This is a genomic window from Variovorax sp. 38R, assembly GCF_014843395.1.
Taxonomy (GTDB): domain Bacteria; phylum Pseudomonadota; class Gammaproteobacteria; order Burkholderiales; family Burkholderiaceae_C; genus Variovorax; species Variovorax paradoxus_H.
This window is the reverse complement of the sequence record NZ_CP062121.1, coordinates 5,070,177-5,089,745: the sequence shown is the minus strand read 5'-3', so window position 1 is coordinate 5,089,745 and position 19,569 is coordinate 5,070,177. Positions and strand designations below refer to the sequence as shown.

Annotated in this window: 18 protein-coding genes; 8 read left to right on the top strand and 10 right to left on the bottom strand. The window is 68.5% G+C overall.

Going from position 1 to position 19,569, the window contains the following annotated elements; genetic code table 11:
• The first annotated feature begins 82 nt into the window (after window positions 1-82).
• From selD to IG196_RS23580, 3 genes are all read left to right on the top strand, one after another.
• Window positions 83-1,162, top strand: coding sequence for a selenide, water dikinase SelD (gene selD, locus IG196_RS23590; protein ID WP_101489057.1), 1,080 nt, complete (start codon window positions 83-85; stop codon window positions 1,160-1,162).
• A gap of 209 nt (window positions 1,163-1,371) precedes the next feature.
• Window positions 1,372-3,888 carry an ABC transporter permease gene (locus IG196_RS23585; RefSeq protein ID WP_192193250.1) on the top strand — a complete coding sequence of 839 codons (2,517 nt, stop codon included), beginning with the start codon at window positions 1,372-1,374 and terminating at the stop codon, window positions 3,886-3,888.
• Window positions 3,889-4,005: 117 nt separating this feature from the next.
• On the top strand, window positions 4,006-5,490 hold the full coding sequence (locus IG196_RS23580; RefSeq protein ID WP_192193249.1) for an AAA family ATPase: 1,485 nt from the start codon (window positions 4,006-4,008) through the stop codon (window positions 5,488-5,490).
• A 21-nt stretch (window positions 5,491-5,511) separates the two neighbouring features.
• Here IG196_RS23580 and IG196_RS23575 read toward each other — a convergent pair whose 3' ends face one another.
• Window positions 5,512-6,432 (bottom strand): LysR family transcriptional regulator, encoded by a 921-nt coding sequence (locus IG196_RS23575; protein WP_192193248.1) that lies wholly within the window; start codon window positions 6,430-6,432, stop codon window positions 5,512-5,514.
• Window positions 6,433-6,559: 127 nt separating this feature from the next.
• Here IG196_RS23575 and IG196_RS23570 point away from each other — a divergent pair, with 127 nt between their 5' ends.
• Window positions 6,560-8,083: an MFS transporter gene (locus tag IG196_RS23570; protein ID WP_192193247.1), complete on the top strand. Its 1,524-nt coding sequence runs from the start codon at window positions 6,560-6,562 to the stop codon at window positions 8,081-8,083.
• A 139-nt stretch (window positions 8,084-8,222) separates the two neighbouring features.
• On the opposite strand, the gene IG196_RS23565 is transcribed toward IG196_RS23570, so the two are convergent.
• Window positions 8,223-9,122, bottom strand: coding sequence for a LysR family transcriptional regulator (locus tag IG196_RS23565; RefSeq protein WP_192193246.1), 900 nt, complete (start codon window positions 9,120-9,122; stop codon window positions 8,223-8,225).
• Window positions 9,123-9,247: 125 nt separating this feature from the next.
• Here IG196_RS23565 and IG196_RS23560 point away from each other — a divergent pair, with 125 nt between their 5' ends.
• Genes IG196_RS23560 through IG196_RS23545 form a run of 4 tightly spaced genes read left to right on the top strand, consistent with a single transcriptional unit; the run spans window position 9,248 to window position 11,766 of the window.
• The gene (locus IG196_RS23560; RefSeq protein WP_192193245.1) at window positions 9,248-10,003 is read left to right on the top strand and encodes an SDR family oxidoreductase; all 756 of its coding nucleotides are present in this window, start codon (window positions 9,248-9,250) and stop codon (window positions 10,001-10,003) included.
• A 36-nt stretch (window positions 10,004-10,039) separates the two neighbouring features.
• Window positions 10,040-10,540 carry a DUF1097 domain-containing protein gene (locus IG196_RS23555; protein ID WP_192193244.1) on the top strand — a complete coding sequence of 167 codons (501 nt, stop codon included), beginning with the start codon at window positions 10,040-10,042 and terminating at the stop codon, window positions 10,538-10,540.
• A 59-nt stretch (window positions 10,541-10,599) separates the two neighbouring features.
• On the top strand, window positions 10,600-11,493 hold the full coding sequence (locus tag IG196_RS23550; RefSeq protein WP_192193243.1) for an SDR family NAD(P)-dependent oxidoreductase: 894 nt from the start codon (window positions 10,600-10,602) through the stop codon (window positions 11,491-11,493).
• A gap of 48 nt (window positions 11,494-11,541) precedes the next feature.
• Entirely contained in the window at window positions 11,542-11,766 is a 225-nt protein-coding gene (locus tag IG196_RS23545; protein ID WP_062469081.1) for a SlyX family protein, read from the top strand.
• Window positions 11,767-11,776: 10 nt separating this feature from the next.
• Here the strand turns inward: IG196_RS23545 and trhA are convergent, their stop codons facing one another.
• From trhA to cyoA, 8 genes are all read right to left on the bottom strand, one after another.
• Entirely contained in the window at window positions 11,777-12,484 is a 708-nt protein-coding gene (gene trhA / locus IG196_RS23540) for a PAQR family membrane homeostasis protein TrhA (protein ID WP_192193242.1), read from the bottom strand.
• A 62-nt stretch (window positions 12,485-12,546) separates the two neighbouring features.
• Window positions 12,547-13,113 (bottom strand): response regulator transcription factor, encoded by a 567-nt coding sequence (locus IG196_RS23535; RefSeq protein ID WP_192193241.1) that lies wholly within the window; start codon window positions 13,111-13,113, stop codon window positions 12,547-12,549.
• On the bottom strand, window positions 13,110-14,501 hold the full coding sequence (locus IG196_RS23530) for an ATP-binding protein (RefSeq protein ID WP_192193240.1): 1,392 nt from the start codon (window positions 14,499-14,501) through the stop codon (window positions 13,110-13,112). The genes IG196_RS23535 and IG196_RS23530 overlap by 4 nt, the downstream gene beginning before the upstream one ends.
• Entirely contained in the window at window positions 14,485-15,309 is an 825-nt protein-coding gene (locus IG196_RS23525; RefSeq protein ID WP_192193239.1) for an SURF1 family protein, read from the bottom strand. The genes IG196_RS23530 and IG196_RS23525 overlap by 17 nt, the downstream gene beginning before the upstream one ends.
• Window positions 15,309-15,725: a cytochrome o ubiquinol oxidase subunit IV gene (gene cyoD, locus IG196_RS23520; RefSeq protein ID WP_192193238.1), complete on the bottom strand. Its 417-nt coding sequence runs from the start codon at window positions 15,723-15,725 to the stop codon at window positions 15,309-15,311. Before cyoD ends, IG196_RS23525 begins: the two co-directional genes overlap by 1 nt.
• The gene (cyoC, locus tag IG196_RS23515; RefSeq protein ID WP_101489072.1) at window positions 15,722-16,396 is read right to left on the bottom strand and encodes a cytochrome o ubiquinol oxidase subunit III; all 675 of its coding nucleotides are present in this window, start codon (window positions 16,394-16,396) and stop codon (window positions 15,722-15,724) included. The genes cyoD and cyoC overlap by 4 nt, the downstream gene beginning before the upstream one ends.
• Window positions 16,389-18,395 (bottom strand): cytochrome o ubiquinol oxidase subunit I, encoded by a 2,007-nt coding sequence (gene cyoB, locus IG196_RS23510; protein ID WP_192193237.1) that lies wholly within the window; start codon window positions 18,393-18,395, stop codon window positions 16,389-16,391. The genes cyoC and cyoB overlap by 8 nt, the downstream gene beginning before the upstream one ends.
• Before the next feature lie 4 nt (window positions 18,396-18,399).
• On the bottom strand, window positions 18,400-19,425 hold the full coding sequence (cyoA, locus tag IG196_RS23505; RefSeq protein WP_192193236.1) for a ubiquinol oxidase subunit II: 1,026 nt from the start codon (window positions 19,423-19,425) through the stop codon (window positions 18,400-18,402).
• Window positions 19,426-19,569: the final 144 nt, after the last annotated feature.

The window sequence follows — 19,569 nt, the reverse complement described above, 5'->3', positions numbered from 1 at the left end:
AAAGGGTGTGTTCGGGTATGCAGGCAGACGGTGGCGCGGGCTTCGATAATTGCGGCTTGTTCCATTCGACCGACCTGCCGCCATGATCGAAGCCGCACCTTCCAAGCTCCTGAATCCGTTGGCGCCGCTGCGGCTCACCAGCTTCTCGCATGGGGGCGGCTGCGGCTGCAAGATCGCGCCGGGCGTGCTGTCGCAGATCCTGCGCCACCATGGGGGCGGGCTGATTCCGCCCGAACTCATGGTCGGCATCGAGACCGCCGACGACGCGGCAGTCTACCGGCTCAACGACGAGCAGGCGCTGATCGCCACCACCGACTTCTTCATGCCCATCGTGGACGACCCCTACGAGTTCGGCCGCATCGCCGCGACCAACGCGATCAGCGACGTCTACGCAATGGGCGGGCGTCCGATCATGGCGCTGGCGCTGGTCGCCATGCCGATCAACGAACTGCCGGTGGAGGTCATCGCCGAGATCGTGCGTGGCGGGCAGGACGTGTGCCGCGCGGCCGGCATTCCCATTGCGGGCGGCCACACCATCGATTCGGTCGAGCCGATCTACGGGCTGGTCGCGATGGGGCTGGTGCACCCGAAGCGCGTACGGCGCAACGCCGACGCGCGGGCGGGCGACGTGCTGGTGCTCGGCAAGCCGCTGGGCGTGGGCGTGCTGTCGGCGGCGCTCAAGAAGCAGCAGCTGTCCGAGGCCGGCTACCGCCAGTTGATCGAGAACACGACCAAGCTCAACACGCCGGGCATCGCGCTCTCGGCGCTGGACGGCGTGCATGCGCTGACCGACGTCACCGGCTTCGGCCTGGCCGGCCACACGCTCGAACTCGCGCGCGGCGCGGGGCTCACCGCGGTCGTCGAATGGTCGCGCGTGCCGCTGCTCGACAACGTGATCGCGATGGCGGCCGGCGGGCTGGTCACCGGCGCGTCGGGCCGCAACTGGGCGGGTTATGGCGGCGACGTGCAACTGCACGAAGGCCTGCCGGCCACCGCGCAGGCGCTGATGACCGATCCGCAGACGTCGGGTGGCTTGCTCGTGAGCTGCGCGCCTGAAGTGGCGGAGGCGGTGCTGGAGATCTTCCGGCAGGAGGGTTTCGGGCAGGCGGCGGTGATTGGCAGTGTGGAGGCCGGCGCGCCGGGCCTCGTCGTGCTGCCGTAGGCCCCCGTGTTTCTCCCTCCCCCGCTGGGGGAGGGCAGGGGTGGGGGCAAGCGGCGTTCGATCAAGCGCTGCCATCGTGCGAGCGCCGCGTGCCCCCATCCCCACCTTCCCCCGGGAGGGGAAGGAGCAAGACAAGGGCAGAGCTCCGGCGCGCCACAAATAACCCTTGAGTCCGCCGGTGCCGGTAGGCGTCGGCTATCGTTCGCGCCATGAATGCTTCCCTTCGCCTTGGCTGGCGCACGCTCTGGCGCGACCTGCGCGCCGGCGAACTGCGCCTCTTGATCGTGGCCGTGGTGCTGGCCGTGGCCGCGCTCACGGCGGTCGGCTTTTTTGCCGATCGGCTGCAGGGCGGATTGCAGCGCGACGCGCGCCAGCTGCTGGGCGGCGACGCGGTGATCGTGAGCGACAACCCGACACCCGAGGCCTTCATCACCCAGGCGCAATCGCTCGGCCTCGCGGGCACCGGCACCTTCGGCTTTCCCACCATGGCGCGGGCCGAAGAGGCGCAGGGCGGCGCCAGCAAGCTCGTGGCCCTGAAGGCCGTGACGCCGGGCTACCCGCTGCGCGGCAACCTGCAGACGGCCACCACGGCCGAGGGCGCGGGCACCGTGACGCGCGACGTGCCGGCTTCTGGCGAGGTCTGGGTCGATGCTTCGCTGCTCGACTCGCTGGGCCTGAAGGTCGGCGACACGCTGCTGCTGGGTGACACCGGCCTGCGCGTGGGCCGCGTGATCACGCTCGAGCCCGACCGGGGTGCGGGCTTCATGAGTTTTTCGCCGCGCGTGATGCTCAACCAGGCCGACGTGGCACGCACCGGCCTCGTGCAGCCGGCCAGCCGCGTGGGCTACCGCTACGCCGTGGCGGGCGACGATGCCGCCGTGAAGCGCTTCAGCGACTGGGCCGAGGCGACCATCAAGAAGGGCGAGCTGCGCGGCGTGCGGCTCGACTCCTTCGAAGGCGGCCGGCCCGAGATGCGCCAGACGCTGGACCGCGCCGAGAAATTCCTGAGCCTCGTCGCGCTGCTCGCGGCGCTGCTGTCGGCCGTGGCCGTGGCGCTGGCGGCGCGCGGCTTCGCGGCCAGCCACCTCGACGATTGCGCCATGCTGCGCGTGCTCGGCCAGAGCCAGCGCACCATCGCCGCGGCCTATGCCTTCGAGTTCGCCGTGATCGGCACCGTGGCCAGCGCCATCGGCGTGGCCATCGGCTTCGCCGTCCACTATGTGTTCGTGCTGCTGCTGGCCGGGCTGGTCGAAACCGCCTTGCCCGCCGCCACGCTGTGGCCCGTGGCCTTCGGCCTGGGCATGGGGCTCACGCTGCTGTTCGCCTTCGGCCTGCCGCCGGTGCTGCAGCTGGCGCGCGTGCCGCCGCTGCGCGTGATCCGCCGCGACGTGGGCGGGCTCAAGCCCGCGTCGCTTGCCGTGCTCGGCATCGGCGTGGCGGGCTTCGCGGCCTTGCTGATGGCGGCCAGCAGCGACATCAAGCTGGGCCTGATCGCGGTCGGCGGCTTCGCCGGCGCCGTGGCCGTGTTCGCGCTCCTGAGCTGGCTGGCCGTGAAGGTGCTGCGTCGCAGCGTCAACGAAACCACCGCGCCGCGCTGGCTGGTGCTGGCCACGCGGCAGATCTCGGCCCGGCCGGCCTACGCCGTGGTGCAGGTCAGCGCGCTCGCCGTGGGCCTGCTGGCGCTGGTGCTGCTCGTGCTGCTGCGCACCGACCTCGTGGCGAGCTGGCGCAAGGCCACGCCGCCCGATGCGCCGAACCGTTTCGTCATCAACGTGATGCCCGAGCAGAGCGACGCGTTCCAGAAGACGCTGCGCGACGCGGGCGTCGCCAAGTTCGACTGGTACCCGATGATCCGCGGCCGGCTGGTGGCGATCAACGACAAGCCCGTGACGCCCGACGACTACACCGAAGACCGCGCCAAGCGCCTGGTCGACCGCGAGTTCAACCTGAGCAACAGCACCGCCGCGCCCGCGCACAACAGCGTCACCGCCGGCACCTGGACGCCCGAGGCGAAGAACGAGGTGAGCGTGGAAGAAGGCCTGGCCGAGACGCTGGGCCTGAAGCTCGGCGACACCCTGCGCTTCGACATCGGCGGCATGCAGAACGACGCGCGCATCACCTCGCTGCGCAAGGTCGACTGGGGTTCGCTGCACGCCAACTTCTTCGTGATGTACACCGTGGCCTCGCTGGCCGACGTGCCCGTGACCTACATGGGCGCCTTCCGCGCGCCCGAGACGCGTGGCTTCGACAACGCGCTGGTGCGCAGCTTTCCCAACGTGACCAACGTCGACATGAGCGCCACCATCAACCAGGTGCAGCGCGTGCTCGACCAGGTGATCCGCGCGGTCGAGTTCCTGTTCGGCTTCACGCTGGCGGCCGGGCTGGTGGTGCTGTTCGCCGCCGTCACCGCCACGCGCGAAGAGCGTGCGCGCGAATTCGCCGTGATGCGCGCTGTGGGCGCCCGCGCCAGCCTGCTGCGGCAGGTGCAGCGCGCCGAACTGATCGGCGTCGGTCTGCTCGCGGGCTTTCTCGCGAGCATCGTGGCTTCGGTGATCGGCTGGGGGCTCGCGCGCTACGTGTTCGAGTTCACCTGGACCGCCTCGCCACTCGTGCCAGTGGCGGGCGCGCTGGCCGGCGCGGTGCTCGCGCTGGCGGCGGGGTGGTGGGGCTTGCGCGACGTGCTGCGCCGGCCGGTGGTCGACACGCTGCGTCGCGCGGCCGAGTAGGGCGGCACCGCGGCAAGAGCGCACCGTACAGTTTTTTTCTTCCGCGATCGGCAAGACGGGGCCGGGGATGCAATACATTCCCCGGCCCCGTATTCAATTCAGAAGAGAAATTCCTGCATGCGCTTGGCGTCATTCCAGATCACCAACTATCGCTCGATCCACGACAGCGGCTCCATCGATTCCTCCCAGATCACAGCGATCCTCGGCCGAAATGACAGCGGCAAGTCGAACCTGCTGCGCGCGTTGCACAGCCTGAACCCGACCGACGGGCTCACGGCACTCAGCCCCATCAAGGACTTTCCGCGGCACCGACGCCTGGACGAATGCACCGACGACACCCCCGTCGTGCACACGCGCTGGGACCTCGACGCTTCCGAACAACTGGCGCTCGCCGCCATCCTGCCGCGCGCAGCGGGCGTGCGCCAGGTCACGGCCGGCCGCGGCTACGGCGCCACGCGCACGACCGGCTTCGAGGGCCTGGGCCCGTTGTCGATCGACGTGAGCGACATCAAGGCCAAGGTCCGCAAGATCGTGCCCGCCGTCAAGGCGGCGACCGAGAAGGTCGCCGACGAACTGAAGGCGCCGCTCGAACAAGAGGCCGATGCCTTCGACGCCGCCATGATCCCGAGCCCCGACTTCGTGAAGTGGTCGGCCGGCGCGCTGCTGGCACTGCAGGCGCTGCGTCAGGCGCTGGCCACGGCCGGCGCGGAAATCGCCGACAAGCAGGCGCAGATGCTGACCGAGCTCGAAGAGCTGGCACGCACGATCGACAACGACCAGCCCGCGCTGGCCCGCGCCCGCGCCTGGGTGCTCGAGAAACTGCCGCGCTTCATCTACGTCGAGGACTACGCCTCGCTGCCCGGCCGCCAGAACATCGCCGAGTACCTCACGCGCAAGGGCTGGGGCGAGCGCACGGCGGGTGAGCGCAATTTCGAGAAGCTGTGCCAGGTGGCGGGGCTCGATCCACAGCAACTGCAGGACCTGCTGGCGAAGAACGACCTGGCGACGCGCAACCAGTTGGTGAACCGTGCCGGTGCCGTCGTGACCGCCGAAATCCGCCGACTGTGGAAGGACCGTCCGCTCAAGATCCGCTTCAACCTCGACGGGCAGCACCTGGAGACGCTGGTGTCGGACCCGAACGGCGCCTACGAGGTCGAAGTGAACCTGGACGAGCGCAGCCGCGGTTTCCAATGGTTCTTCTCGTTCTACATCGCGTTCTTCGCCGGCACCCGGGGCGTTGCATCCGGTGAGGTCGTGCTGCTGCTCGACGAGCCCGGGCTGCATCTGCATGCGCGCTCGCAGGCCGACCTGCTCGCGCACCTGGAGAACGACTTCGGCCACCAGATCCTCTACACCACGCACTCGCCGTTCATGGTGCCGGCGCACCGGCCCGACGCCGTGCGCGCGGCCCACATCGACGACGTGACGGGCACCACCGTGCGCGCGGCGACGCCGGAGGACGCGCGCACGCTGTTCCCGCTGGACGCACTGGCGGCGCTGTGGGGCCGCACGGCTGCACCGGTGCAACCGCAGCCGGCCACTGCCGTGACTGCGCCAGCCCCGCTACCGGTCGAAGCGCCCGACCTCGCTGTCGCGGCCTGACGCACCAGTCCCGCCCGCCGTTCAACGGCGCGGCGGGCGGTTGTCTTTCTCTTCCTCGTCGGCGATCGCAGTGAACATGTGCTCACTCGCAAAGTCGACAAACGCCCGCACCTTCGGCGACAACTGCCGGCTCGATGGCCACAGTGCCGAGAACTGCCCTTGCCGCACGAGGTGCGGCGCCAGCACGCGCTGCAACTCGCCGCGGCGCAACGCATCACGCGCCAGAAAGTCGGGCATGTACGCGATGCCCAGGCCCGCAACCGCGGCGCCCAGCATGGCTTCCATGTTGTTGCAGACCAGGCCTGGCGGCAGCTGGGGTGGCAGGCCGGGCAGGTCCCAGTCTTCGATCTTTCCGCCGGTCACGAACTTGTAGCGTAGGCAGCTGTGGCGCACGAGGTCGGCCGGCACCTGCGGCTTGCCGTGCTCCGCGAGGTAGGCCGGCGAGGCCGCGAGCACGAAGCTGAACGGGCCGAGCCGGCGCGCCACGAGCTGGGAGTCGACCAGCTCGCCGCTGCGGATCGCCACGTCGACACCCTCGGCCACCACGTCGACCAGCCGGTCGTTGAAGTCGAGGTCGAGCTCGATCTCGGGGTAGCGCGCCTTGAACGCCGGCAGGATCGGCAGCAGAAAGCGGTAGCCGATGGTCGGCAGGCTCACGCGCAGGCGGCCGCGCGGCGTGGCGACGGCGTCCTGCAGCATGGCGCGCGCATCGCCGAGCTCGTCGAGGATGCGGCGGCAGCGCTCGTGGAACATCGCGCCCTCGGCCGTGAGCCGCACCTGCCGCGTGGTGCGGTGGAACAGGCGCACGCCGACCTGCGCCTCGAGCCGCGCCACGTTCTTGCCCACGGCCGAGGCCGAGATGCCCAGGTCGCGGCCCGCCCGCGCAAAGCTCTGCAGGTCGGCCGCCCGCACGAAGGATTCGAGTCCGCTGAAGCTGTCCATGGGCTTGATTGGCAACCTTGGGTTGGCAGTGTGAGGATCGGAGGCCCTATTTTCGTTTCATTGAATCCTTTTTATCTTTGCTTCACGCATTTCCCCTTTTGTCTTCCTCTCGCGTGAAAGCCTTCCGATGTCTTCCCCCGATTCCAACAAGGCCTGGCTGCTCGCCGCCGTCTGCCTGGCCGCGCTCGGCATGCCGCTGAGCTTCACCGGCCCGGCCGTGGTGCTGCCCGCGATCCGCGACACGCTGGGCGGCACGCCGGTGCAACTCAACTGGGTGACCAACGCCTTCATGCTGAGCTTCGCCGCCACGCTGATGGCGGCCGGCGCGCTGGCCGATGCGTACGGGCGCAAGCGCGTCTTCCTGCTGGGCCTGGCGGTGGTGGCGCTGAGCAGTGCGCTGCTCACGCTGGCGCCGGGCATCGTCGCCTTCGACCTCGCGCGCGCCGTGCAGGGGCTGGGCTCGGCGGCCGCTTTCGCGGCGGGCACGGCGGCGCTGGCGCAGCTGTTCGACGGGCCGGCGCGCCTGCGGGCGTTCAGCCTCATCGGCACGTCATTCGGCGTGGGGCTGTCGTGCGGATCGATCCTGTCGGGCTGGCTGGCCGACACCGTCGGCTGGCACGCCGTGATGCTGAGCCCCGGCGCCGTGAGCCTCGTCGCGCTGTGCCTGGCGGCGCCGCGCATGCGCGAGTCGCGCAACCCGCAGGCGATGGGGCTCGATGTGCCCGGCACGCTCAGCTTCACGACCGCGCTGAGCCTGCTCACGCTGGGCGTGCTGCAGGCCCCCGACAGCGGTTGGCGCAGCCCGTGGGTGCTCGCGGCGCTGGCTGGTGCACTGGCCATGGGTGCGGCCTTCATCGCCATCGAGCGGCGCGTGGCGCATCCGATGCTCGACCTGTCGCTCTTCCGCTTCCCACGCTTCGTCGGCGTGCAACTACTGGCCGCGGCACCGGCCTACGGTTTTGTCGTGCTGCTGGTGCTGCTGCCGATCCGCTTCATCGGGCTCGAAGGGCGCAACGCGCTGGAGGCGGGCGGTTTCATGTTCGCGCTGTCGGGGCCGATCCTCGTCGTGCCGACGCTCGCGGCATGGCTCGCGCACCGGTTTTCGGCGGGCGTGATCTCGGCCGTGGGGCTGCTGGTGTGCGCGGCGGGGCTCGTGTGGCTGAGCCGCTGCGCGCCGGGCACGCCCTTGCACGGCCTCGTGGGTCCGCTGCTGCTGATCGGCGCGGGCATCGGCCTGCCCTGGGGACTGATGGACGGCCTGGCCGTGAGCGTGGTGCCGCGCGAACGGGCGGGCATGGCGTCGGGCATCTTCAACACCGTGCGGGTCGCGGGGGAGGGCATTGCGCTGGCACTGGTGGGGGCGGGGCTCACGGCGCTGGTGGCGCTGCAGCTGGGGGTGTCGTCGTCTTCGTCCGTGGCGGTGTCGCAGGCGGCGCAGCGCGTGGCGACGGGCGATCTGGCGCAGGCGCTGGCTTTGTTGCCGGGCATGGACCGCGCAGCGCTGCTGCTGGCGTATGGCGCGGCGTTCGGGACGCTGCTGTGCGTGCTGGCTGGGGTGACGGTGTTGACGGCGGTGGTGGTGTTTGTGTTCTTGCGCGGAGAGACGCATGCCGACGCTGGCGCCGCGGCGTTGGAGTCATCGGCCTGTTGAGGGGACTGTCTTGCTCCTTCCCCTCCCGGGGGGAAGGCCGGGATGGGGGCTCGCGGCCTTCGCAAGGCTGCCGGTATTCGATACGCCGCTGGCCCCCACCCCGCCCTCCCCCGGAAAGGGAGGGCGAAAGTCATCAGGGTCAGGAAGCCGCCGCTTCAGCTTCAAAGAGACCGCGCAGCCACTGCGTGAACACCCGCACCCGCGACGACAGCTGCCGGTTCTGCGGATACAGCACCGAGACCGGCATCGGCGGCGGCGCGAAGTCGGGCAGCACCGCCTGCAGGCGCCCGTCCGCCAGCTCGGCCGCCACGCGGTAGCGCGGCACCTGCACCAGCCCGAGGCCGGCGACGGCGGCGCCCGTGTACAGGTCGGCGCCGGTCACCGACACGGTGGCGGCCAGCTGCACGGGCCGGAGTTGGCCGTCAACCGTGAACTCGAGGGGCAGCGCCTTGCCCGTGCTGCTCGACACGTAGTGCACCGCGCGGTGCGAGGCCAGCGTCGCGAGGTCGGTCGGGTGGCCGTGCGCCGCCAGGTAGGCGGGGCTCGCGACCGTTACCTGCGGCAGCAGCGCCACGCGCTGCGCGACCATCGATGAGTCCTGCAGCGGGCCGGCGCGCAGCACGCAGTCGACGCCTTCGCGCACCAGATCGACCAGCCGGTCGTCCTCGGCGATGTGCAGTTGCAGCTGCGGGTGGCGAGCCAGAAAACCGGGCAGCGCCGGCACCACGAAGTGCCGCGCCAGCGTTCCCTGCAGGTTCACGCGCAGCAGGCCCTTGGGCGCCGCGTGGGTGAACGCGCCCTCGGCCTCTTCCACGTCCGCCAGCAGCCGCACGCAGCGCTGGTAGTGGGCCTCGCCGTCCTGCGTGAGGCGCACGGTGCGCGTGGTGCGTTCGAGCAGCCGCGCGCCCAGGCGCGATTCGAGCCGCTGGATCAGCGTGGTGAGGGTGGCGCGCGGAATCTGCAGGTCGTCCGAGGCCTGCGTGAAGCTCTGGCGCTCGGCGATGCGCACGAAGGCCTGCATTTCCTGGAAGCGGTCCATGGCGTCAGCCTTCGTGCCTATTGTTTAAGTAAATGGAATTTTATTGACGATTTGGCGCTGATTATCTTTTGAGTGGAATGGCCGACCATTCGCTACATCCACTCACCACCCCAAGGAATCGCGCCATGAACACCGCCACTTCTTTTTCGCTTCCCGCCCGCGTAGCTATCGTCACCGGCGCATCGCGCGGCATCGGCGCCGCCGTTGCACGTCGGCTCGCCGCCGACGGTTTTGCCATCGCCGTCAACTACGCCTCGGGCGCCGCGCCGGCCGAAGCGCTGGTGGCCGAACTGAAGGCCACCGGCGCCCGCGCCCTCGCGGTGCAGGCCGACGTGGCGAACGCCGACGCGGTGCGTGCCATGTTCGACACCGTCGAGGCGCAGCTCGGCCCGGTCGATGTGCTGGTCAACAACGCCGGCGTGCTCCAGACCGCACCGCTGGCCGCGCACAGCGACGCGCTCTACGACCAGACCTTCGACATCAACGTGCGCGGCACCTTCAACACCTTGCGCGAGGCCGCCACCCGCCTCGCCGAGGGCGGGCGCATCGTCAACTTCTCGAGCACCACGCTCGCGCTGCACATGCCCGGCTACGCGATCTACAACGCCACCAAGGCGGCGGTCGAGGCCTTCACGCACGTCTTCGCCAAGGAGCTGCGCGGCCGACGCATCACGGTGAACGCCGTGGCGCCGGGCCCGGTCGCCACCTCGCTGTTCCTGGACGGCAAGACCGACGAACAGATCCAGGCCTTCGCCCAGATGCCGCCACTGCAGCGCCTGGGGCAGCCGGAAGACATCGCCTCGGTGGTGTCGTTCCTGGCGGGGCCGGATGCGGGGTGGGTCAACGGGCAGGTGCTGCGGGCCAACGGCGGCGTGGCCTGAGCGGCGGCCTCCCACGACATCCACGGAGCACGCACCATGCACCCGCCTTCATCCCCCGCGGAAACCCCGCGCTTCTTCAGCCTCGCCTACACGGCGTTCACGGCCGCCGCGGCCGTGGTGGCTGCCGCCGCCTCGGCGATGGCGCTCGTGCTCGAACTGCCCGTGTGGGCGATGTTCGTCGGCTGGGTGGCGTTCTACACCCGCGGCGCCACCGCACGCGACGGCGTGTTCAACCTCGTCTGCGTGAGCCTGGGCCTGCTGATCGGCAAGGGGGCGGCCCTGGCCATCGCCGCGCTGGCCCCGATCGCGGGCGCCGCGGCGCTGCCGGTGGTGGTGCTGTTCGTCGCGCTTCTGGTCGTGTCGATGCGCAGCGTGCCGCGACTGAACAACCTGCTGTGCTACTTCCTCGGGCTGATCGCGTTCTTCGCGGTCCACCAGCCGCCTTCGCTGTCGCTGTTCGCCACGCTGGCCGGCGCGGCGGCACTCGGATCGACGGCGGCTTGGCTGGCTCACCTGCTGCAGCGCCGCGTGCACTGACCACCGGACGCTCCGATCTTTCCTTCCTTCCCTCTCACCTTCATTCAAGGCGTTCCATCATGCAATCCGTCATCCTCGTCACTGGCGCCGGCTCAGGCATTGGCAAGCTCAGCGCGCAGGCGCTCGCCGAAGCGGGCCACATCGTCTATGCCTCCATGCGCGACATCGCAGGCCGCAACAAGGAGCGCGCGGCCGAGCTGCGTGCCCTGGCCGCGGCCCGAGGGCTTCAGCTGCATCCGCTCGAACTCGATGTGCTGTCGCAGGCCTCCGCCGATGCCGCCGCGGCGACCATCGTCCAGGCACACGGCCGCCTCGATGTGGTGATGCAGAACGCGGGCCATCTCGTGGTCGGGCCGACCGAGGCCTTCACGCCGGAAGACATCGCCAAAGTGTTCGACACCAACGTGCTTGGTGCCCAGCGCGTGAACCGCGCGGTGCTGCCGTACCTGCGCCAACAAGAGTCGGGGCTGATGCTGTGGATCAGCAGCACGACGACCAAGGGCGGCTTTCCGCCGTTCATGGGCCCGTACGGCGCGGCCAAGGCGGCCATGGATTCGCTGGCGGTGACGCTGGGCTACGAGATCGCGCGCTTCGGCATCGAGACCTCGATCGTCGTGCCGGGCGCGTTCACCCGGGGCACCGCTCACTTCCCAAGCGCGGGCAAGCCCTCCGATGCGACTGTCGCCGCCGCCTACAGCCGCTACGACGGCGTGATGGACCGCATCGGCGAGCGCCTGTCCGCCCTCACGCCCGAGCACGCCGATCCGCAGGCAGTGGCCGACGACATCGTGCGCATCGTGGGCCTGCCCAGCGGCACGCGGCCGATGCGTTCGCTGATCGACTTCGTGGGCGACGGTGCGGCCGAGGTCTTCGAGGTGTCGGAGCGCGTGCGCATCGACTTCGCCCGGCGCATCGGCATGGGCGACCTGCTCGAGGCGAAGGTCTGTCGCTGAGCGGGGCGCTGTCAAGAAAAGCGGTGGATCTTCCTGTCCAATAGCGGCATGGAACATTCACCGAACGACGTGACAGAGCGTCTGAACGACCTCGAGATCAAGTCGAGCTATGCCGAAGACCTGCTCGAGCAGCTGAACATGACGATCTACCGGCAGCAGCAGCAGATCGACAGCCTGATCCTGCAGGTCGCGCAGCTCCGGCTGCAAAGTCAGAACGCAGGGCAGGACGGGGGCGCGCGCAACCTGCGCGACGAACTCCCGCCTCACTACTGAGGAAGATCGTTCAGCCGTGCGCGTGCCAGAGCACGGCAAAGAAATGGCAGGTGCTGCCGGCCAGCACAAACAGGTGCCACACCGAATGCGCGTAGCGCACCTTGTTGTCGAACAGGAACACCACGGCCCCGGCCGTGTAGAACAGCCCGCCGGCCACGAGCCAGGCCAGCCCGGCCGATGACATGCGCTCGTACAGCGGCACCGCCGCCATCAGCGCCATCCAGCCCATCGCCACGTACAGGCCGGTGGACCACAGCGGGTGCTGCAGGCGGTTGAACAGCTTGGCGCTCACGCCCAGCACGGCGGCGGCGGTGATGGCGCCGAACAGCGTCCAGCCCCAGGGCCCGCGCAGCACGCCGAACAGAAAGGGCATGTAGCTGCCCGCAATGAACAGGTAGATGGCGGCGTGGTCGAGCCGGTTGAACCAGGCCTTGGCGCGGCCGATGGGCAGCGCGTGGTACAGCGTGGAGATCAGGTACAGCACGATGGCCGTGCCCGCGAACAGCGACGCACCCACCACCGCCGCTGCCTGGCCCTTCTGGGCGGCGCTGTAGACCAGGATCGGCAGCGAGGCGATGGCGAGCAACAGGCCCAGGCCGTGGCTCAGGGCGTTGAAGAGCTCTTCCATCGCGGTCTGGTCGCGCGCGGCGGACGCCGGCGTTTTCTTCAGCTCGGTGGAAAAGGCGGGCTGCAATTGCAGCGGCGGGCTATTCGTCATCAGGAACAGAGCCTCCAGGATCGGGTTTGGTTCCGCAAAATGCGCGAAACCGGCAGATCATGTTACTTGACCTGCTGTTTGTCGAGTTTGCGCGCCAATGTGCGCCGATGCATGCCAAGCCGGCGCGCGGTTTCCGAGATATTGAAGCCGGTTTCGGCCAGCATTTCGTGGATGCGCTCCCACTCCAGCGTCTTGATCGATGTCGAGCGGTTGGTCAGTTCGACCTCGGTGGTGCCGGCGGCGCGGCCGAAGGCGGCCTCGATGTCGTCGGTGTTCGAGGGCTTGGCCAGGTAGTGGCAGGCGCCGAGCTTGATGGCCTCGACGGCGGTGGCAATGCTCGCGAAGCCGGTGAGCACCACGATCAGCATCTCGGCGTCGTGCCGGTGCAGGATCTGCACGCAGGCCAGGCCCGAGGCCTCGCCGTTGAGCTTCAGGTCGACCACCGCGTAGCCGGGCGAGGGGCCGTCGCCTTCCTCGAGCACCGCTTCGACCTCCTCGAGGTTGCGCGCATGCAGCACGACGTAGCCGCGCCGCTCGAAGGACCGCGCGAGCGTGCGCGCGAAGGCCTCGTCGTCCTCGACGATGAGCAGCTGGCGGACCTCGGCGGTGGGGTCGGGTGTGGGGGTCATGGGCTGCTCGGGGCTGGGGGGGCGGCGTTGTCCGCGGTGGTTGGGGCTTCCTCGTCTTCTTCGAGCACGATGGCTGCCAGCGGCAGCGTGATGGTCACGATGGCGCCGCCCTCGGGGCGGTTGCGCACGGAGACGCGCCCGCCCAGGGTGCGCGCCACGTTCACGACCAGGAACAGGCCCAGCCCGCCGCCGGGTCGGCCCTTGCTCGACTGGTAGGGCTTGCCGAACTCCGCGAGGATGGCCGGCATGAAGCCGGGGCCCGCGTCGGTGACGGTGATGGTGAGCGCGTCGGCGTCGTGCGTGGCTTCCAGGCGCAGCCAGTGCGGCGAGGCCTCGAGCGCGTTGTCGAGCACGTTGCACACCATCTGCTTGATCGCCGAGTCGGAGACCATGGGCAGGTCTTGCCCGAACAGGTTCTCGTAGTCGAACTCCTCGACCGGGCGCGTGGTGCGCCATTCTTCGACGAGGTCGTCCAGGAAGGTGCGCACGGTGGTCTCTTCGGAGGACTCGCCGCGCGTCTCGCCGGCCGACAGCAGGATGCCGCTCACGATGCTCTTGCAGCGCTGGATCTGCACTTCCATCTCGGCCACTTCCTGCAGCAGCTCTGGGTCGGAGCTGAAGTGCGGCAGTCGGCGCCAGTCGCCCAGGATCACGGCCAGCGTGGCCAGCGGCGTGCCCAGCTCGTGCGCCGCGCCCGAGGCCAGCAGGCCCATGCGCACGATGTGTTCTTCTTCCGACGCGCGCTGGCGCAGGTCGGCCAGCCGCGCGTCGCGCACGCGCAGGTTGCGGCTGATGCGGGTGATGAAGACCACCAGCAGCGCCGCATTGAGCGCAAAGCACACCAGCATGCCCTGCACGTAGGGGCTCCACAGGCCGCGGTCGTGGTCCAGCGGCAGCGGCAGCGGGCGCGAGAACAGCGCCAGGCCCGCGAAGCACAGGCCGGTGATGACCACGATGGTCCAGGTCGACCAGGCCTTGAGCAGCACCGCGCCCAGGATCACCTGCAGCAGGTACAAAAAGACGAAGGGGTTGGTCGCGCCGCCGCTGAGGTACAGCTGGGCCGTGAGCGTGGCCACGTCGACCAGCAGCGCCACGAACAGCTCTTCGTTGGTCACGCGGCCATGGATGCGCAGGCGCAGCAGGCTCACCATGTTGAACAGCGCCAGGCAGGTGAGCACCTGCAGCATGTGGTTCAGCGGCAGGCGGATGCCGAAGCCGTAGTGCACCACGAGGATGGTGGCCACCTGCCCGACCACGGCGAACCAGCGCAGCTGGATCAGCTGCTGCATGTTCTGGTGGCCGATGGCGTTGTCCAGGCTCGCGACGCCCGCGCGCGGGGCGTGCAGCTCGCCGGCGACCGCGACGAGCTTGTCAGTCGCGGCGGGCATCGGCGGGGTCGGGGCGTGCGGCGTCGGCATGCGGTGCATTTTCGCCGCTACCGTCTTGCGATGCCCGTCGGCGCCGGTCGTCGCGCCACACAAACCAATAGGCGCCGAGCACCATCAGCGCCAGCCCGTACCAGGTGAGGGCGTAGACGAGATGGCTGTTGGGAAAGGCGATGACCGTCAGGCCGCCCGCCGGCCACGTGGGCGCGGCCTGTGCGGGCGCGGGCCCGGCCTCGGCATCGACGAAGTAGGGCGCCACGTCGGCCAGGCCGCGCGCGGCGGCAATCGCCTGCACGTCGCGCGAGAACCAGCGGTCGGCCGCGGGGTCGTTCGTGCGCAGGAAGCCGCCCTTGGGTTCGGTCAGGCGCAGCAGGCCGGCCACGGTGGTGTCGCCCTGGGGCTCGGGGGCGGTGCGCGCCGCGCGCTCGCGCGCCTCGGGCGGCACGAAGCCGCGGTTGACTAGCACGACGCTGCCGTCGGCGGTGCGCAGCGGGGTCAGCACCCAGAAGCCGGCACCGAGCCGGGTGCTGGCCTGCACCAGCGCTTCCTTGTCATGGAGGAACGTGCCGCGAAGGCGCACGTGCCGGTATTCGTCGTTGGCCGCGTTGACCGTGGGCCATTCGGGTCGCGCCGGCGCGTCGGCGGCCGGGGCGTGCACGCGCTGGTCGACGCGGGCGATGAGATCGAGCTTCCAGGCCCTGCGCTCGACCTGCCAGGTGCCGAGCGCAAGAAAGCCGGCAAAGGCGAGGACGGCGCAGACCGCCAGCGCCGCACGCGTGACAACCGAGCGCGGGCGGGCGGTCGATGCCATCAGGGCATGTTCTTCATGTCGTGGACCATGGCCGGCATCATGTTGGTGTTCATGTGATACATGACCCACAGCGAGCCGGCCAGCGTGATGACCACGAGCACCAGCGTGAAGATCAGCGCCAGCATGTTCCAGCCGCCTTCCGACTTCGCGTCCATGTGCAGGAAGTACACCATGTGGACCACGATCTGCACCACGGCGAAGCCGAGGATGACGAGGGCGGTGGTGCTCGGGTTGGCGATCACCTTGCCCATCACGAGCCAGAACGGGATCGCGGTCAGGATCACGGCCAGCACGAAGCCGGTCATGTAGCCCTTGAAGGTGCTGTGGCTGACCGGGCCGTCGTCGTGGTGGTCGCCGTGGCCGTGGCTGTCGTGCGCGCCGTGGCCGTGCGCGTCGGTGTGTGCGGGGGCGCTCATGCCATCGATCCCATGAGGTAGACGAAAGTGAAGACGCCGATCCACACGACGTCCAGGAAGTGCCAGAACATCGACAGGCACATCAGGCGGCGGCGGTTGGCGGGGGTGAAGCCGTGCTTGGGCAGCTGGAACATCAGCACGACGAGCCAGATGATGCCGAAGCTCACGTGCAGGCCGTGCGTGCCGACCAGTGCGAAGAACGACGACAGGAAGGCGCTGCGCTGCGGGCCGGCGCCTTCGTGCAGCAGGTGCGCGAACTCGTACAGCTCCAGGCCGATGAAGCCCAGGCCCAGCAGGCCGGTGATGCCCAGCCACAGCAGCACGCCGCCCATGCGCTTGCGCTGCATCTCGAGCATCGCGAAGCCGTAGGTGATCGACGACAGCAGCAGCAGCGACGTGTTCATCGCCACCAGCGGCAGGTCGAACAGGTCGGCGCCCGAGGGGCCGGCCGCGTAGCTGCGGCCCAGCACGCCGTACACCGCGAACAGGCAGGCAAAGATGAGGCAGTCGCTCATCAGGTAGAGCCAGAAGCCCAGCAGCGTGCCGTTCTCGGGGTGGTGGTCCTCGTTGCGCACGTGGAACAACTCGAACACCGGCGGCTTGCCCGTCAGGTCGCTGTGGGCGTGCACGTGCACGCCCGGGGGAGTGGAGAGAGCGGTGGTATCAGACATGGGCGGTGGCCAGCAGGCGCGTGCGCGCTTCTTCGGTGCGAACGACGTCTTCCGCAGGGATGTAGTAGTCGCGCTTGTAGTTGAAGGTGTGGACGATGATCGCGACCAGCATGGCCACGAAGCTGATGCCGGCCAGGAGCCACATCTGCCAGATCAGCGCAAAGCCGCACACCGCGCTCAGCGCCGCGATGATGAAGCCGGCGGCCGTGTTCTTGGGCATGTGCACGGGGCTGAAGCCGTCCAGCGGACGCTGGTAGCCGCGGGCCTTCATGTCGGTCCAGGCGTCGTTGTCGTGCACGCGCGGCGTGAACGCGAAGTTGTAGGCCGGCGGCGGCGACGAGGTCGACCACTCGAGCGTGCGGCCGTTCCACGGGTCGCCCGTGGTGTCGCGCAGCGACTCGCGGCGGATGAAGCTCACCACCAGCTGGATCAGGAACGAGGCGATGCCCAGTGCGATGAGCACGGCACCGACGGCGGCAACCTGGAACCAGATCTGCAGCGACATGTCCTGGAAGTGGCTCATGCGGCGCGTGACGCCCATCAGGCCCAGGATGTACAACGGCATGAAGGCCATCCAGAAGCCGACGATCCAGAACCAGAACGAGCACTTGCCCCAGAACGGGTCCAGCTTGTAGCCGAAGGCCTTCGGGAACCAGTAGGTGATGCCCGCCAGCATGCCGAACAGCACGCCGCCGATGATCACGTTGTGGAAGTGGGCAATGAGGAACAGGCTGTTGTGCAGCACGAAGTCGGCCGGGGGCACGGCCAGCAGCACGCCGGTCATGCCGCCGATCACGAAGGTGATCATGAAGCCGATGGTCCACATCATGGGCAGCTCGAAACGGATGCGGCCGCGGTACATGGTGAAGAGCCAGTTGAAGATCTTCGCGCCCGTGGGGATCGAGATGATCATCGTCGTGATGCCGAAGAACGAGTTCACGCTGGCGCCGGAGCCCATGGTGAAGAAGTGGTGCAGCCACACGAGGTACGACAGGATGGTGATCACGACCGTGGCGTACACCATCGAGGCGTAGCCGAACAGGCGCTTGCCCGAGAAGGTGGAGACCACTTCCGAGAAGATGCCGAAGGCCGGCAGGATCAGGATGTACACCTCGGGGTGGCCCCAGATCCAGATCAGATTCACGTACATCATGGCGTTGCCGCCGAGGTCGTTCGTGAAGAAGTTGGTGCCGACGTAACGGTCGAGCGACAGCAGGGCCAGCACGGCCGTGAGCACCGGGAAGGCGGCCACGATCAGCACGTTGGTGCACAGGGCGGTCCACGTGAAGACGGGCATCTTCATCATGGTCATGCCGGGCGCGCGCATCTTCACGATGGTGGCCAGCAGGTTCACGCCCGAGAGCAATGTGCCCACCCCCGCAATCTGCAAGGACCAGATGTAGTAATCGACCCCCACGTCAGGACTGAACAGGATGCCCGACAGCGGCGGGTACGCCAGCCAGCCGGTCTTGGCGAACTCGCCCACGAACAGCGAGGCCATCACGAGGCCGGCGCCGAAGGTGGTCATCCAGAAGCTGAAGTTGTTCAGGAACGGAAAGGCCACGTCGCGCGCGCCGATCTGCAGCGGCACCACGAAGTTCATGAGGCCCGTGACCAGCGGCATCGCCACGAAGAAGATCATGATCACGCCGTGGGCGGTGAAGATCTGGTCGTAGTGGTGCGGCGGCAGAAAACCCGCGTTGTCGCCGAAGGCGACGGCCTGCTGGGCCCGCATCATCAGTGCGTCGGCGAAGCCGCGCAGCAGCATCACCAGGCCCAGGATGATGTACATGATGCCGATCTTCTTGTGGTCGATGCTGGTGATCCAGTCATTCCACAAGGTGCCCCACAGCTTGAAGTAGGTCACGGCGCCCAGCAGCGCCAGGCCGCCCAGGATCACGGCCGCGAAGGTCACGAGCAAAATCGGCTCGTGAAGGGGAATCGCCTCCCAGGAGAGGCGGCCGAAGACGAGCTTCGTCAGGTCTAGGTTCTGCAGCATCTTCTTAGTCTTCGGTGGTGCACATCGCGGTGACGTACTTGCGCTTGGGCGTGTCGAGGGAGTCGGCCTGCCAGGCCTGCTTGGTGGCGATGTTGAATGCGCCCGGCTTGCCCATGCCGCCGTCGGCGTCGATGGCCATCATTTCCTTCATGCACATCTTGTTGCGGTCGACGCACAGGTTCAGGATGGCGTCGTACAGGGCGGGATCGACCGTGGCGTAGTGCCGCACGGGCTCGCGCTCGCTCGGCACTTCGAGCTTCTTGTATTGCTCGCGGGTCAGTTCGCCCTCTTTGCCGGTCTTGACCTTGGCCACCCACTGGTCGAAGCCGTCATGGCTCAGGCCGTGGAACTTGAAGCGCATGCCCGAGAAGCCCGCGCCGCTGTAGTTGGCGGAGAAGCCTTCGAACTCACCCGGCTTGTTGATCACCGCATGCAGCTTGGTCTCCATGCCCGGCATGGCATAGATCTGGCCGGCCAGCGCGGGGATGAAGAAGGAGTTCATGACCGACGAGGCCGTGATCTTGAAGCTGATCGGGCGGTCCACCGGGGCGGCCAGCTCGTTCACCGTGGCAATGCCCTGCTCGGGGTAGATGAAGAGCCACTTCCAGTCCAGCGCCACCACCTCGACCACCAGGGGCTTGGTTTCGGCGGGAATCGGGCGTTGCGCGTCCAGGCGGCTCAGCGGGCGGTACGGGTCCAGCGTGTGGGTGCTGATCCAGGTGATCGCGCCCAGCGCGATGATGATCAGGAGCGGCGCGGCCCAGATCGCCAGCTCGAGCTGCGTGGAGTGGTCCCAGTCGGGGCTGTAGGTGGCCTCCTTGTTCGACTGGCGATAGCGCCAGGCAAAGAAGATGGTCAGCGCGATCACCGGGATGATGATGATCAGCATCAGCACCGTCGAGACGATGATGAGACGCCCCTGCTGGTTGGCGATGTCGCCGGAGGGGTTCAACAGCACTGTGTTGCAGCCCGCCAGGAAAATGGCGGAGAGCAGCAGGAGCGCTCGGCGAAGGGTCTTGAGGATGTGCATGCCGGGAGAGGAGAGTGCGAAGGCCGCGCAAAAATGACCCTGCAATCTACGCCGCCCAAGGGATTTCGCCTATTGGACGTTTTGTCCTATGGCGGTAAACGCAAATCGATGAGACGCTACAGGGTGTCCAGAATTCCCCCCTGT